A 14,684-nucleotide genomic window follows, 5' to 3' on the forward strand; every position below is an offset into this window, starting at 1 on the left:
TTAATCCGCTTTCGCAATCTTCAATGTGTATGTCTGACCACCAATGGTAAAAAAGGCCGGATAACGCTCATTGTCCACCACCCGCAACAGCTGGAACTGTTCCGCAATTGTTTTCTCCGGATCCAGTTCGCTGTCCGCCGGCCGGCGCCTCGGGTACCACGTGGGTTCGCCTGTCTGAGCCACGGCGACAGGCCGTGTCTCGGCTGTCAGATACTCCACGCAGATGTCGACAATACTGCGCCCCAGAGCATCCCTGATCTCGTCGTTGAGTTCGTGCCCTTCAAAACTGATCGTGCTCTGCCGGACGATCGGGCCGGTGTCGGCGGTTCCGTCCATTTCAAACAGGGTCAACGGAATCTCGTTCAGGCCTTCCAGGATCTGCCAGACCACCGGCGAAAAGCCGCGTCCCTTGGGCAGCGCGCTGGCATGCACCACCAGATTGATCCTGTTACGGGCCAGGATTGCATCCGGCGTCAGTTTCAGGCAGCTCAGATAGAAGGCCACATCGCCTTCGGGCACCTGGTTTTGATCGCGGACGAATTGCGCATGGTCGCCGCTGTCGTTTATGCGCCTCACCAGGTTCAGCGCGAAGGGATCGAACCATCCTTCGGTATCGGTCACGACCGAAACGGTGCGCTTATGTGTCCACCAATCTTCAGACATATCCGTTGGCCCTTTCCCTTGCTGCAACAAGCTGCAGAACGTCGTCCACGACGCGCCTTGCCCCGGCGCCGTCGCACAGATCGGCACTCTTTCTGCCGAAGGCCCTCAAGCGTTCGGTGTCGGACAGGAACCGAGTCAGCTGGTCCGACAGATGCTGATCGGTGTCGGTGCGTGCGTCACCGAGAAGACCGATGGCGCCTGCCTTGTTCATCAGATCGGCGATCTTGATCTGGTTGTCTGCCACCACCACGACAAGTGACGGCAACCCCATGGCGCACCGTTCCCAGGTCGTGGTCCCGCCAGCACCAATGCCGACATCCGCCAACAGCATCAGCTCGGCCATGTTGCGCACGTCGCTGTGCAGCTGAAACCGGGCGTCCAGCGCGCAGATCTCCTGAATCCGGCCATAGCTCGGTGCCTTGTGGCCCAGGACCACATCGACACGCTGAAGACCCCCGATGGCAGTCAGCAAGTTGCAGACCCGGCCCGCAATGCCGCTGACATCCGTCATGCCGAGAGACACCAGAACCCGGCCGCCGGCCGGGTCGCTGAGCCTGCGTTCGAGCGACGCCTGACGATGGGTCGCGAACTCCTCGCGCAACAACGCGTAATGCGAGCCGAGCAGCAAGCGGCAGCCGTCGGGCAATAGGGCCTCATAATCCGCGGCCCTGACCCCGTATGTCTGGTCGAGAAGCAGGTCGCAGTCATGGGGACGGTCGGCGAGGTCGTCGATTACCATCAATGTTCCGGCCCGGTTGCGCCAGTCCCGTTCATCCGGTGCAGACAGGCCGTAATGGTCGAACACCAGTAGATCAAACCGCTCCTCCGTTTCGGCCGGCAAACCTGCCGACACGGTTCGGACATCGAAACCGTCCCAGAGGTCGTCCGGAATGACCTCTATCGTTTCTTCCGAGCACAGGAAGACGCAGTGATGGGCGAGGCTGCGAAAGGTCCGCGCCAGTGTCAGGCAACGCATGACATGGCCGCCTCCTAAAGTGGCGGCTGCATCAACCCTGAACCCAACCCAACTGGCCATCGACCCCTTGTCCCCGGTTACCGTTTCTTCAGGCCCTGGCCTGGCAGGCGATCTGTTCAAAGCCTTCGAAAACACGCTGACGCGTGTCCTGGTCCACATGCGGGTTTTGCCGCATCAGATCGGGCGCCGCATTGCAGATGTCGACCAGCTCGCGCCATCTGCGGTCCGGAAGATCCGGCACGGCGTGCATCAGACGTTCAAAAAAGGCAAGATCCTCGGGCGTATCGAGCGTCCAGCGCAGGGTTTCCGCGCCGGGGACGCCTTCGGCATGCATGTTCAGTTTTTTCAGGGCCGGGTTTCGGCGCACCGCTGGCATGACGTGTTCGCGATCATGCGCACACGGCGCGTTGGTCCACGCCGCTTCAAGCACCTTGGCGCGAACCACTTCCACATCCATGCCATGCGGAAAACTCGGCGGCGCGTTGTTGGTCGCGAAATCCGCTTCGTGCCGCAGCATTGCGTCCACCACAGCCCCGCAAACCTCTGGATCGATCACCGGGCAGTCCGAGGTTACCCTCAGAACGACATCCGCCTTCGCGGCGCCGGCGGCGCCGACATAGCGTGAAAGGACGTCCGCTTCGTCCCCTCGGAACACCGAGCAGCCGAGCCGCTCCGCCTCAATTGCAATCGGATCGCAGTCGGGCGTGTCGACGGTGGCACAGACGACTTCGTCGACATTTGCGATGGCCTTGCACCTGTCCAGACAATGCGCCAGCACCGTTTTCGGCCCCAGTTGCTTCATCACCTTGCCCGGCAGCCGGCTCGAGCCCATGCGAGCCTGCACAATCGCAACGGTCCGCTGCTGCGGTCCGCCGCTCATGAATTCACGCCGACGGCGTTTTTCAGGGCCTCGACGACACGATCCACATCTCCCGGCTCCATTCCCGGGAAGAGCGGAAGCGACAAGGTTCTGGCATAGAACTGGTCAGCCCCGGGCAACTCCACCTTGCCGTACAAATCCCTGTAGTAAGGCTGGGTGTGCACCGGAATGTAATGGACCTGGGTACCGATCCCCGCTTCGCGCAAGGTGGCGATCACCTGGCGACGGGACCTGCCGGCAGCCTCAAAGTCGATGCGTGCCGCGTAGAGGTGCTGGGCCGGAATGCTGCCGGCAAGCGCGGCATTGGGTTCAATCAGCGGGCCGCAATCCCACAGCCGTTCATTGTAATGCGAGACCAGTGCCTGGCGCTTGGCGACAAAGTCCGGCAGTTTTTTCAACTGGCTTGCTCCAAGAGCGGCTTGCATGTCAGTGATGCGGAAATTGTAGCCGATCGTCGGCATCTCATAGAACCAAGGATTGGCCTCGTCACCGTCGAAACCAAGGTCCTTATTCTGGAACCGGCCGGCCTCCCGCACCATTCCGTGGGAGCGTAGTTCAGCCAGTGCCTTTGCCAGATCCGGATCACGGGTCGAGGTCGCGCCGCCCTCGCCGCAGGCAATGGTCTTGACCGGATGGAAGGAGAAATTCGCCATCGTGGAATGACGGCAGTCCCCAACGGTGAACTCGCCTTCAGACGTCTTGTAACGGCTGCCAAGGGCATGGCAGGCATCCTCGACGATCGCGGGCGCCTGGTCCTGCGGAACGGCTGCAACAATCGCGGCCAGCTGCTCCATCGGCGCGACATGTCCACCGAGGTGCACCGGCAATACGGCCTTGACGTTACGACCTGCTGCTCGTTGCAGAGCCTCTTCCAGATCCTGAGCGCGCATCACGCCAGTGTCGGGGCAGACATCGGAGAACACCACATCGGCCCCGACATAGCGCGCGGCGTTCGCCGTGGCCAGGAAGGTGACCGTGGGAACGATGCAGACATCGCCGGGTCCAACCCCAAGCGCCAGCATCGATAAATGAAGAGCGGTTGTGCCATTCGCCGACGCAACGACATGCGGGTCGCCAAACACTTGCGACAATGCCGTCTCGAAGCCGGCAATGGCCGGCCCCGATGTCAGGAAGTCACCACGCAGGACATCGCACACGGCAGCGATGTCCTCATCGTCAATCATCTGACGACCATAGGGCAGGAAATCAGCCATTCATCACGCCTCGCGCTAAGGATCAAACGACGGCGGTCGAAGATCTCAGAGCATGCTTTTGCTCAGCAGATCCTCAAGACCGGCAGCGTCAAGCCACTCAGAATTGTTGTCGCTGGTGTAGGAGAAACGGTCAGTGACACGCTGCACATGCGCCAGATCCAGGAAGCTTTCCCGATTGAATTCGTTGAAGGCCGGCTCGATGGCGTACCGGTCCGGGAACTCGACGGTGACGTAGGAATCGTCTTCCGAGATCATGATCTCGTGCAGCTTTTCACCGGGACGGATGCCGACGACCTTGTGCGGAAGACCAGGTGCAAGCACTTCGGCAAGATCGGTGATCTTCATGCTCGGGATCTTCGGAATGAAGATTTCGCCACCGCGCATCATGGCAAAGGAAGACATCACAAAGGCAACACCCTGTTCCAGGGTGATCCAGAACCGGGTCATGCGCTCGTCAGTGATGGGCAGCTCGGTGACGCCGCGCTCAAGCAGGCCCCGGAAGAACGGAACGACCGAGCCGCGCGAGCCGACGACGTTGCCGTAGCGCACGACCGAGAAACGGGTGCCGATGTTGCCGCTGAAGTTATTGGCTGCGACGAAGATCTTGTCCGACGCGAGCTTGGTCGCTCCATAGAGATTGATCGGGTTGGCTGCCTTGTCGGTTGACAGTGCGACAACGTTCTTGACCCGGTTGGCCAGCGCGGCAGAGACGACGTTTTCGGCGCCCTGGATGTTGGTGCGCACGCATTCCTGCGGATTATACTCCGCCGCCGGCACCTGCTTCAGGGCCGCGGCATGAACCACGTAATCCACTTCACGCATGGCGAACTGAAGCCGGGCCTGGTCCCTGACATCGCCAATGAAGAACCGAACGGCGCGAAGTTTGTCCTGCGGGAAAAGAGACTGAAGTTCCTGGTTGAAATCGAACTGCTTCAACTCGTCCCGCGAAAAGACAATGATCTTGTGGGGATTGTGGTGCCGCAACACCGTCTTCACAAATTCCTTGCCAAAGGACCCCGTGCCCCCGGTGACCAGAATCGTGGCATCATCGAACTTGGCAGAATGTTCGGCGTCAAAAATACGATACATTGAAATCTACTTCTCTATAGGTGATCGCGAGCGGCGCTTGCATCCCGTATTAGCCGGGACCTGTCAAGTGGGCATCCCGCGCGAAGTCAAAAAATCGGGCGTGCGGGTGATCTGGTTGCGGATGAAGTCTTCGGTATCCCTTGCACTGATGACAACCACACTCCCTCGCCCAACTGGTTGTGTTGCAACGATTTCTGCTTCGCGAGCCAGCTTGTCAAACAGTTCAAAGCGTGCGGTTGCACCTGGGTCGTTCATGTCGCGGCAAAAGAACACAAATTCCGCCTCGATCCAGCCATTGCCATCCCATATCTCTCCGGACATCGGCCTGTCCTGACGATATGGAACGCCAAGTTTGCGCTCGACATGGTGTATAAACGTCGATCCGGCATCGAAATTGAGATTGCAGACCTTGCCGTCAGCATCCAGAAACCGCTCCCAAAAACTTCCCGCACCGAAGCATTCGGCAGACACATCGCGTGTCAGTTCGTCTTTTTTCGCCCCGACGGCCGCGACGGAGAACATCGGTTCCGCCGACCTGACTGCCTCCGGCAGTTTACGCAGGTACTCTGACAGGGCGCCGCATGCAGAGGGCGTTTCAGCCGGGTCGTAGCGGCGTTCCGGCTTGTCGGAACCAAAGGAATAGCTGAAGGTCGGCACCACAAGCGTGCCTTCCGGTCCGGTGACCTCCAGAAGGGCTTCGACAGTCTTGGCGCACAGTTCATCAAGCGACCGGACCCCGTCCATTCTCCCGGAATAGCCGACATTGGAGTGGACGAAGATCACGTCACCTGCCTTGATACCGCAGCTTGTAACGGCATCTACCAGGTCTTGCGCTGTGTAGGCGGCGCTCATGCCGCCCGCTTGCCCTGAATGAGATCCGCGAGGCCACTCACCTTGGAGAAGTCGCGATTCTGGAAATCGTCTTCATCAAACGAGATGCCGAATTCCTGCTCGGCAGCCTCAATCAGCATGATGACGCCGAACGAATCGATATATTCCGCCGCAAAGAAATCGGCAGCTTCCATTTCCTGATCCGTCCGGGATGCCAGCAACGGGTTCTGTTCACGAAACCAATTGATCAGCCACGACAGTTCCACTGCTCGCTCCTGTACTCCAGTTTCCATCTTCTGCCCCCCTTAACCTATTCTGCCAAGACAGCGAACCGGCGCACCATCACCCTCGTGAATCTTGAGGGGCAGAACAAAGAGTTCGAATGTTTCGACATCTCCAAGAGCGCGGAGGTTTGTCACGTATTCCACCAGTATCACGTCCTGGCCCAGGAGAATGTAGTGATTGGGGGAGTCATTGTCAGAGTTGCGGCCGTTCTTCGGGTTGTCGGGCATGGGGGTATCCATGGCCAGGACCTTGACACCGATATCGACAAGATACTGTGCACATTCTTCCGACAGGAACGGATGGTCCGTGTAATACTCTTCCGAATTGATGTGGTCAGACCAGTCGAAGCGCAACATGAGACGCTCCGGTTCCCGGCCCGCCAGACGTTGCTCCATGTCGGCCTTGCTGACTTCCGTAAAAGGGCCGAAATCGGTCATATCCAGCAACGCACACTCGCCGACGAACAGCGACGGATCAAGCTGATCGATGGTCTTACCGCCGACAATGAAATGGCGTGGCGCATCCATGTGGGTTCCGGTATGCGTTCCGATCACGAGCTTGCGGGTTTCCCGTTTTTCGTAGTGCAGCCGCCCAAGCTGGCTGATTTCAACGAGCGGATGCCAATATACCGGGAACGTTGTCATTCCTTCACGTAACGTCAGCGTAAGATCCACCACTTCAGACATGTTCTATGACCTTATTTCTTCGAAATTTCGATTAGCTCTACCAGTTCACCGCTTGGTCCGGTAGCTAGAAGAATTCGCAGCGCCTTGCCATTCACTTCCAGGTCGAAGATTTCCCCGACCCGGCCTGCCGAAGCCTGCCTCAGTTTTTCGCCGTCCGCTTCAATCGACGTGGTCAGGCAGGCGAGGCACGGCCAGCCGGCATCGTCCAGGCGCATTGTGCGCTTGTGGGAAATCGGGTCCTCGACGATTAGCAGTTCCAGACGCCATTTCGGCATGACCCCGGGAAGCTTGACGACAGCCCATCGCCTTTCGGCAACTACGTCCTGTCGCTCGACCTTTGCCGAAAGCCCCCCGGTGAAAAAGGCAAGGCTGCCCTCAAAATCCGAGACGGTGAGAATACCCGCCCGCAGCGCGCTTTTCTCCTGCCCGGAACGCAGAAAACAATAGGTGTCGAGATCCGGCAACCGATACAATTCGTAGCCTTCGCCATAAGCGGCGGTCACACAGTCGAGTTCCGCCCCCTCTCGCTCACCCTTCCTCTCGACACTGAGATCCAAAACCGGCGTGAACCCGTTATGGGTGCTCGCCTGCGCAACGTCGTGCGCCGTGATTTCAATTGCCGTGCCGGATTGAGGATCAAAAACAGCGATATCGTGCAGCGGCCCGTATGCGTTCAGAAGGTCCTTCTTTTGCGGCGCGTTCATGACACCGCGATCAGCAAATCGCTGGTCCAGTCCCAAACTTTCAAGCGCACGCTGCCCCGCCTCAAGATCGGTGCAAGCAAGCGCAATATGATCGACGCCGACGATCATGACACGTCCGGCCGCTTCAAGAGGCGCTTTTGCACCTTGCCTGTCGGGCCGGTGGGCATTTTCTCGACCATGTAATAGCGCGCCGGACGGCTTGCCGCCGGCAGCTGATCCTGAGCACCGGCCCGAAGCATATCAAGCACCGCTGCTTCCTCGGCCCCGGCTTCCAGCTGCACAAAGGCTACCGGAACTTCGCCATAGACGTCATCGCACTCGCCAACAACAGCGATGTCCGTCACGCCGGCAACGGCTTGCAGACGTTCTTCAATCGCGGCCGGGCTGACATTGATGCCGCCGACCACGACAAGGTCCTTTTTGCGGCCCGTGATCCGAAGGCGGGAATGCGCGTCGATTTCGGCCAAGTCACCGGAGTCGAAGGGCTTTTGCCTGTCTGCAAAGTCAATCGCGCCGCTGTCCGGATCCAGATATCCGGCAAAGAGATACGGAGTGCTGATTTGCAGTTCATGGTCTTCGGCCAGGTGGATCGAAATACCCGACAGGGTCATGCCGACACCTCCGAACGTGCCGGCAGCCGTGTCGTCGCAAGAAACAAGCAGCAGCTCCGACAACCCGTAACTCTGCAAGGGCCTGACACCGTATCCGTCCAGGAATTCCTGTCCGAGTGCGGGCGCCATCGGCGCGGTGCCGACAAACGCGTGCCTCAGGTTTTCAGCCGCATAGGTTTTGGAATCCTTGGTGCGGTCCAGCTTCATCACCATGCGCAGCATGGTCGGAGACAGCCAGAAGGCCGTCGCGCCGTTGTCAATGAACTGGCGCCAGAAAGACAGGGCCGTTCGCGGCAGCAGCGCCGGAGCCACAACAACCGCACCACCGGTCATGAGCGGGCACAAGATCGTGTTCAGAAGACCGGCCATGTAATACATCGGCATGACATGCATCATGCGCTGATCTTCGTGGCAGCCAAACTGGCTGTTGAACGCGTCGGCATTCGCCAAAATCTGCTCGGCAAAATGGGCCACTCCCTTCGGTCGACCTGTCGTGCCGGAGGTGAAATTCACCGAAAAGATATCGCGCTCGTCATAGGCGACATCTTCAGGAAGTACCGGCGTGGCCGGGGTTTCCTCCAGCGCCTCCCTCAGGCAGGCTTCCAGGGCAGCGGGGTCGACGGTCACGTCCGGACGATAGACGGAGCGGATGTAGTCGATATCCTGTTGCGGGCTGTCCGGACTGACGGGACAGACAACGAAACGGTGCCGCAGGCAACTGACATAGAGCACCAGAAGCGCCAACCCATTAGGCAGCACTGCGAGGACACGGCTCTGAGGCGCGGCTCCAAGGCCAGTGAGGTGGGCGGCAACACAATCCGCGGCATGCAGCAACTGTGACCCAGTCACGGATCGGTCGTCGATCAGCGACACGACGGTTTCACGCTCAGCCGCAGCCCGGATCTTGTCGAAAAACGAGGATCGCATCATCTTGCTGGTCAACCGCCTCAGAGAATGTCCTGTTCGTGCCCGAAATACTGACGAAGCGGGAAGCGGTGACGATAATTGTTTTCCGTGTTCTTCGCGGCAATCTTCCGGGCAAGTTCGTCAACAAGGTCAACAGGCGCAACGTCGCGGGTCTGCTCACACAGTTCCATGATCAGAGCGCGCGGATCGACATTGTGAGCGATGCAGGCATCCCGGATGACTGACATGTAACTGGAGTGAAAGCCGGCCAGGCCGCAGGCAAGATCGACCGAGTCCAGCCCCACTTGCGTCAGGAAGGGCCGCACGTAAAGCTCCGAAGTGTCCATCAGGCGGAAAAGATCGTAGCTGTGCTTGTGTCCCATCCGGTCGAGCATCGCGACAAAATGCTCGGTGATGGTGTTGCCGGTGCAGCGACCCATGCCCTGCAGCGAGGCATCGATGATCTCCACCCCCAGCTCCATGGCCCTGAGAGCATTCGCATTTGCCATGCCGAGGTTGTTATGCGCGTGGAACCCCAACGCAACGTCGGTCGTCTCCTTGGTTGCCACGAGATATTCCTCGACGGTCTGCGGCAACATGTTGCCGGCGGAATCGACGAGATAGGCGATGTCGGCACCGAAGGAGCCTGCAGTCGCGCAGGCTTGCGCGAATTCGGCCGGTGGCCGGGTGTAGCTTTTCATGAAATTGACCGCGACGTACAGGCCGGCCTTTTTCGCCCGGGCAACAAACGGCTCGGCAGCATCGACCCTGTCGATGGACACGCCGACACGCACGAAGCCCATGTCGTGAGCGATTGCGGCTTCAAGATCTGACATCTCGGCGATTCCGGGAATGCAGAACATTCCCCAGGACGCGTTTTTGACCACTTCGGCCGTTGCCGCCATATAGGCCTCATCGGTCTCACGCGCGACACCTTCGCCCTTGCGGCTCGCCCCCAGGCCGACACCGTGGCCAACCTCGATGAACTCTATCCCGGCCTGATCCAGTTCCTTGGCGATCTGGCGGGTATCATCCGACGAAAACTGAAAGTTGATGACGTAGGAACCGTCGCGAAGAGTGGTGTCCAAAAGATTCATATCAAATATCCCGTGCGTCAGTTCCGGACTGACCCATATGATCCCGACACGGCCGGCCGGCGCCCAAACAGCCTTCCGTGCTCCCAAAAGTGTGTTTCACCTAAGCGGTATTTCCGCCCGATGCAAGCGAAGCCTGCCGCTGCCTTGCAGCGCCTGACTGAAACTGTACGAGGCTCCTCCGCTCCGGCCGGGCGCTTTCCTAGATGGCCGTGCCATGCCCGTGCTTGTAGGCACGATAACGCTCGTAGTCCTGGTCGCCGGCAACGCCCCTTTCGCCCGGCGTGAAGCTGCGCAGGTATTCTTCCGCCATTTTTTCGACCCATGGATCCCCGGGGCCCTGCCATTTTTTAATGTCGTCCTTCATCCAGTAGTAATGCCCAACGGGGTCGTTGGTGGCTGGCCGCGGACAGTACTTGTAGGGTGAGAAGACCGTCTCACCGCCCATCTTCTGCAGATAGTCGATCGCCAGGCCGGCGCTGTCGGGATGTTGCTTCAGGGACTCAGGAGCACAGATCATTCTTTCATAATCGGCTCTGCTCTCCGGTGCGATCAGTTCGACCGGATAGTCGATCATGCCGAAATGCGCACAAATCACGACCGGAAGTCCCCAGACACTCATCTCGAGACAGGACGTTCCGTTCCACAAGATGGCAACGTCCATCATGTCCTTGAGCCGGGAATTGTTGAACCAGTCATGGCCCAGCAGAATGACGTTGTCCGGCAGCTCAACGGTAATGCCATCGAACAGCGTCTGGGTCAGGTGCCGGGCGATTTCCGGCCGCAGCTCATGCGGATGGGGCTTGATCAGCACCAGCGCGTCGCTCTTGCGTGCACATTCAATCGTGTGGTTGACCCAATCGAGGATGTCCCGATGCGCCGGTCCACCGTCATAAGGCACACCAAGGTCACAGAGGACCTTGCCATAGCAGACGATGACCTTGCCCCCCTTTGCCCGATGCTCACGGATGCGCTTTTCCACGGCGGCGACGACCGGTGTCTGGCCGACCACCCCAACCCGGTCTGCCGTCAACACGGTTTTGAGGCGTTCCTTCTCGACCTCGCTGTCGGCCGGAAGTTCAAGCATATCTCGGCGCACGATGAGCGGGGAGCGGATGAACGGGCGCACGGTCATGTCCCTGACCCCCATTGTGGAGGCGACCTTCGTACCAAGGTTGGAGAAGTAGTTCTCGTATCCGTTGATGTGGAAGATCAGATGCATGTCGTCCTTGTAGCCGACTTCCGCACAGAACTCCTTGTAGATGTAGGATGGCGACGTCTGCGCGGAGACCGCCATGAACCGGACAGGCACCCCCTTCAGTGCAGGGTTGCTCTGAATGTCCTTGCAGATCGAGACCGCCCGGTCGCATTTCAGAAGCTGGGTGTAGAAGAATTTCTGGATCGGCGCTTTTTCGATATCGATGTCGAAACGCCGGTACCGGTTCGCCAGATACTCAAAGACGCCCTGGAAATAATTGACCCCGTCGCATTCCAGAACCTTGTTCTTCCAGTCGATCTTCCACTCATTCCTGAGTGTGCGCTCGTAGTAGGGTTCGTCGCTCAGCGTCGTGTAATCGTAGCTGATTATGCCATGATACTTGTCGATTTCGGCGATGCCGGTCGGGTCCTTCGGCAAGATGCCGGTCCCCAGATAATGGGTCGCATAACCCCGCTTGCGCAGCTCGCCCATGACCGGAACGCCCATGGCCATGGTGTTCTGCGCATCATAAGGCAGAACGAACACCACGCCCTTCGGATCCTGCGGTTGCGGACAGGACGACAAGAGATCTGCGCAGGACCGGTAAAACTTCTTGCGGGCATGGTCGCTGGAGAGATCGTTCATCTGCTTGAAGAAGGACGGATTGTCCGCCCGTTTCAACATGTTGTTCCGGACCAGGGTCTCCCCCTGCTCGAGCTCCCGAAGGCCGTCCGACATGCGCCCGTCTGCGAAAAGGTGATCGCTGAACATGCGTTTGATATGAACGTTGGGCCAGAACCCGCGGCCGGCGAACACAAGTCTTTTTTCAACTTCGTCCGGTTCGCGCAGCCGCGTATAGACCCGGATCAGATCCTGCTGGATCGTCGCGTTCGACTTGAACCGTTTCTGAGCAATCTTCACGACTTCCCTCAGGAAATCACAAGCCAGCGCAGACGTCGGTGAATTGGACACCGACAACTGTTCCAGCGCCCTGATGTACCCGCTCATCAATTTGGCGATGCCGGAGTAGAGAAACGCGGTTTCTACCGGTGACGGCCCGCCTGTCAGGTGCTTTTCAAGGGTCTTTTCCAATTCGAAAAAACGCTCGGTCCGCATGGCGCTGCAATCGTAACCGACAGCAATGAAGGACATCAGATTGGCCCAGAAGACCGGGTCGAGTTTTCTGGCCAGACCCTGACGCTGAAATTCCTTTGCGGTGTGCTCGCCAACATAGGCCATGATCCGCTGCCGGCCAGCCATGTGTTCTTCGGTAATGATCTCGTTGTTGTTCAGGAGATTCAGCAAGGACACGTGATACATCAGCGCATTCTTGTTGTGCTGAACAAACAGCTTCACAAGACTTTCCGGAATGTCGAAGTCTTCACGGTGCAGCAGCTTGATCGTGGAACGTGACAGTGATCGCGCCGCGATGCGCTGGGCAACCCACAGCTTGGACCAGCTCGTGAACAAGGCCGCCAAACAATCGGCCACCGCCACACGGGTCTCATGGGTCATGCAGCAGCGGCCATAAGACGACAGCAGCTGGTCGAGTTCGTAGAGACAGTTCAGGACCCGCTCGAGGCTCTTCAGGTTCTTGACTGAAGTGTCCTTGTGGATCTGCTCCACTCTGTGCCGGACAATGGCATTCGAGATGTTCTGGATTTCGTCGAAATCACCCGACTGAAAACGGGCGTACAGGATGATTGGCAGATAGCGGTCAAATGTCGACGCATCATCGACAGCCGACAGGTTCTGCGTGAGCTCTCCATACTCCTCGTTGAGATACTGCAGCACGGCCTTTGCGTGAATGGCACCAGGCCCGATATTCGTGCCCGGGTAGTGCCGTGACAGATAAGCCGCCAGTTCGACCGCCTGATCCAGATAGCCGGCCCGTCCAAGAACGAACACCCTCTCCGGCCAGATCCGGAATGCCGTTTCACTGACAAATTGACCGATATCGTCAACCGGCTCCAGCGAGTTGAGCTCTTCCAAACGGGCCAACATGGTCTCCAAGGCAACAAATTCCTGGGCAGTGCAGTCAAAAATGTAGGTTTCCGGATCCAGCATCTTCGCAGCGAACGCATCGCTTGAAACTTTGGCGTCTTCTGCCTTCCAGACAGGGCTGTCTGCTTCGCCTGCGATGAAGGCGGTCAGATCCCGAAGGTCCTGGGACGGTTTTCCGTGTAGCCCGGCTTCAATGCACAGGTTCGGGATGTCGCTGTAAACCGTTCCAGCCAAAGAAAAAAGTGCACTGGCAGGGACATTTCTCACCACAAGATGGTCATTTTCCCTGGCATAGCCAAAGCTTTCCACCCGGCTCTTGATACCCCAGTCGTGATAAAGCAGGAAAATCAGCTTGCGGCTGTTTCCCCTGGCCGCCAGTTCCTCTGCAATTCTGGTGCGCTTTTTTCTGCTGTTGCCGCTCTGGCCTCCACAATTCAGGACAACCAGGTCGTAGTCTTCTCCTGCGGGAAAAAATTCAGCGAGCACGTCGCTGTAACTTTTTGCGTACGATCGCGCCAATCCGGAGGTCACGGAAATATTGTTCTGCGCAAGGCCCCTAATTCTCTGGAAGACGTCCGCCTCCCTGGTCCCGTCATGCGAAACGTCGCTGAGACTGTGCGGATCTTCAACCGCTAGGTGGCCGGTCTTCAGGAAGGTTCCCAGATCCGTATTGTCGGGCACCCGGGCAAGCCGTCCGGACCAGAAATCGACCGGCGCACAATGTTCAATGTTTCTGATGTGATCGTTCAATGGCGACCAGACGGCGACGTGAACCTTGGTGCCGCGTTTTCTCAGGGCCTCGATCTCGTCGCAGAGCAATCCTGCGACGAATTCGCTGACAACAAGGTGACCGGCATGCTCAAACGGCTTCCGGGACTGCGCAGAAAGAAACTCGACCTGGTCACAGAAAGCGACCTGCCCCGAAACCCCAGCCAGCTGTTTGAAACAGCGGGCAAGATTGCTTGGCAGGGCGATACAGAGCAAGTCATCGCTGCCAAGTCGCACCGGCGCCATGGTGGTGACGGGCTCCAGCCCGCGTTTTCTAAATCTCTTAAATGTGTCCAATACCCTTGAATACTGCACGCGGGTTCTCCGAAAAAATTTGGTGCGGCGCAGTCTGCTTCAGTGCGGCCAGTACAAATGCTGCCGGCAGCAAGCTGCTAGCCTCCTTGTCCAGCTTTTTATGAAAAATGCAAGTGTAGTGAGCAAGATCGCTATGACGCGGAGCACAATCTCGCAACGCCCTCGAGTGCGGGTCCGAAAAGCCATTGAAGTCACGTGTGTTTCCCTGCCACTGCAGTGTTCATGCACTACAAAGTCGCCATCAGCCAGCTGAAGCATGTCCGCATCAAGAGTTTCAATCCGTCCGGCGGGTTAGGTGCGACGTGAGCCCTGCCAAACAGGTGATCATACGGTTAGCGGATGCGGCAGGAATTAATTTGACCTGTTAACAACCGAACAACTTTATTTCACGACTTTTGTATAATCACGCATGAAGGAGACGTAGCCGCGTGTTCAGAGACTATCGGCTGCGGTGCTTTAT

At 58.3% G+C, this 14,684-nt stretch carries 12 protein-coding genes; all 12 read right to left on the reverse strand.

What is annotated here, in order from left to right:
- The 12 genes from K1718_RS24865 to K1718_RS24920 all read right to left on the reverse strand — a co-directional run bounded on the left by K1718_RS24865 (position 1) and on the right by K1718_RS24920 (position 14,155).
- Entirely contained in the window at positions 1-663 is a 663-nt protein-coding gene (locus K1718_RS24865; protein WP_265680458.1) for a formyltransferase family protein, read from the reverse strand.
- Positions 656-1,699, reverse strand: coding sequence for a UDP-2,4-diacetamido-2,4,6-trideoxy-beta-L-altropyranose hydrolase (gene pseG, locus K1718_RS24870; protein ID WP_265680457.1), 1,044 nt, complete (start codon positions 1,697-1,699; stop codon positions 656-658). Before pseG ends, K1718_RS24865 begins: the two co-directional genes overlap by 8 nt.
- 28 nt (positions 1,700-1,727) lie before the next feature.
- A complete protein-coding gene (locus tag K1718_RS24875) occupies positions 1,728-2,519 on the reverse strand; it encodes a glycosyltransferase family protein (protein WP_265680456.1) in 792 nt (263 codons plus the stop codon).
- Positions 2,516-3,733: a UDP-4-amino-4,6-dideoxy-N-acetyl-beta-L-altrosamine transaminase gene (pseC, locus tag K1718_RS24880; RefSeq protein WP_265680455.1), complete on the reverse strand. Its 1,218-nt coding sequence runs from the start codon at positions 3,731-3,733 to the stop codon at positions 2,516-2,518. The genes K1718_RS24875 and pseC overlap by 4 nt, the downstream gene beginning before the upstream one ends.
- Positions 3,734-3,778: 45 nt before the next feature.
- Positions 3,779-4,822 carry a UDP-N-acetylglucosamine 4,6-dehydratase (inverting) gene (gene pseB / locus K1718_RS24885; protein ID WP_265680454.1) on the reverse strand — a complete coding sequence of 348 codons (1,044 nt, stop codon included), beginning with the start codon at positions 4,820-4,822 and terminating at the stop codon, positions 3,779-3,781.
- Between the two features lie 63 nt (positions 4,823-4,885).
- The gene (locus K1718_RS24890) at positions 4,886-5,674 is read right to left on the reverse strand and encodes an AAC(3) family N-acetyltransferase (protein ID WP_265680453.1); all 789 of its coding nucleotides are present in this window, start codon (positions 5,672-5,674) and stop codon (positions 4,886-4,888) included.
- Entirely contained in the window at positions 5,671-5,946 is a 276-nt protein-coding gene (locus tag K1718_RS24895) for an acyl carrier protein (protein WP_265680452.1), read from the reverse strand. The genes K1718_RS24890 and K1718_RS24895 overlap by 4 nt, the downstream gene beginning before the upstream one ends.
- A 12-nt stretch (positions 5,947-5,958) precedes the next feature.
- The gene (locus tag K1718_RS24900; protein ID WP_265680451.1) at positions 5,959-6,624 is read right to left on the reverse strand and encodes a cyclase family protein; all 666 of its coding nucleotides are present in this window, start codon (positions 6,622-6,624) and stop codon (positions 5,959-5,961) included.
- A gap of 11 nt (positions 6,625-6,635) precedes the next feature.
- Positions 6,636-7,436: a hypothetical protein gene (locus K1718_RS24905; RefSeq protein ID WP_265680450.1), complete on the reverse strand. Its 801-nt coding sequence runs from the start codon at positions 7,434-7,436 to the stop codon at positions 6,636-6,638.
- Positions 7,433-8,869 carry a class I adenylate-forming enzyme family protein gene (locus K1718_RS24910; protein ID WP_265680449.1) on the reverse strand — a complete coding sequence of 479 codons (1,437 nt, stop codon included), beginning with the start codon at positions 8,867-8,869 and terminating at the stop codon, positions 7,433-7,435. The genes K1718_RS24905 and K1718_RS24910 overlap by 4 nt, the downstream gene beginning before the upstream one ends.
- A 17-nt stretch (positions 8,870-8,886) precedes the next feature.
- Positions 8,887-9,942 (reverse strand): 4-hydroxy-2-oxovalerate aldolase, encoded by a 1,056-nt coding sequence (locus K1718_RS24915; RefSeq protein WP_265680448.1) that lies wholly within the window; start codon positions 9,940-9,942, stop codon positions 8,887-8,889.
- Positions 9,943-10,141: 199 nt separating this feature from the next.
- Positions 10,142-14,155, reverse strand: coding sequence for a hypothetical protein (locus tag K1718_RS24920; protein ID WP_265680447.1), 4,014 nt, complete (start codon positions 14,153-14,155; stop codon positions 10,142-10,144).
- Positions 14,156-14,684: the final 529 nt, after the last annotated feature.

This window comes from Roseibium porphyridii (assembly GCF_026191725.2).
Classification (GTDB): domain Bacteria; phylum Pseudomonadota; class Alphaproteobacteria; order Rhizobiales; family Stappiaceae; genus Roseibium; species Roseibium porphyridii.

Coding starts and splice junctions, on each gene's coding strand:
- K1718_RS24865 (WP_265680458.1), bottom strand. CDS start 663: ATGTCTGAAGATTGGTGGACACATAAGCGCACCGTTTCGGTCGTGACC.
- pseG (WP_265680457.1), bottom strand. CDS start 1,699: ATGGCCAGTTGGGTTGGGTTCAGGGTTGATGCAGCCGCCACTTTAGGA.
- K1718_RS24875 (WP_265680456.1), bottom strand. CDS start 2,519: ATGAGCGGCGGACCGCAGCAGCGGACCGTTGCGATTGTGCAGGCTCGC.
- pseC (WP_265680455.1), bottom strand. CDS start 3,733: ATGGCTGATTTCCTGCCCTATGGTCGTCAGATGATTGACGATGAGGAC.
- pseB (WP_265680454.1), bottom strand. CDS start 4,822: ATGTATCGTATTTTTGACGCCGAACATTCTGCCAAGTTCGATGATGCC.
- K1718_RS24890 (WP_265680453.1), bottom strand. CDS start 5,674: ATGAGCGCCGCCTACACAGCGCAAGACCTGGTAGATGCCGTTACAAGC.
- K1718_RS24895 (WP_265680452.1), bottom strand. CDS start 5,946: ATGGAAACTGGAGTACAGGAGCGAGCAGTGGAACTGTCGTGGCTGATC.
- K1718_RS24900 (WP_265680451.1), bottom strand. CDS start 6,624: ATGTCTGAAGTGGTGGATCTTACGCTGACGTTACGTGAAGGAATGACA.
- K1718_RS24905 (WP_265680450.1), bottom strand. CDS start 7,436: ATGATCGTCGGCGTCGATCATATTGCGCTTGCTTGCACCGATCTTGAG.
- K1718_RS24910 (WP_265680449.1), bottom strand. CDS start 8,869: ATGATGCGATCCTCGTTTTTCGACAAGATCCGGGCTGCGGCTGAGCGT.
- K1718_RS24915 (WP_265680448.1), bottom strand. CDS start 9,942: ATGAATCTTTTGGACACCACTCTTCGCGACGGTTCCTACGTCATCAAC.
- K1718_RS24920 (WP_265680447.1), bottom strand. CDS start 14,155: ATGGCGCCGGTGCGACTTGGCAGCGATGACTTGCTCTGTATCGCCCTG.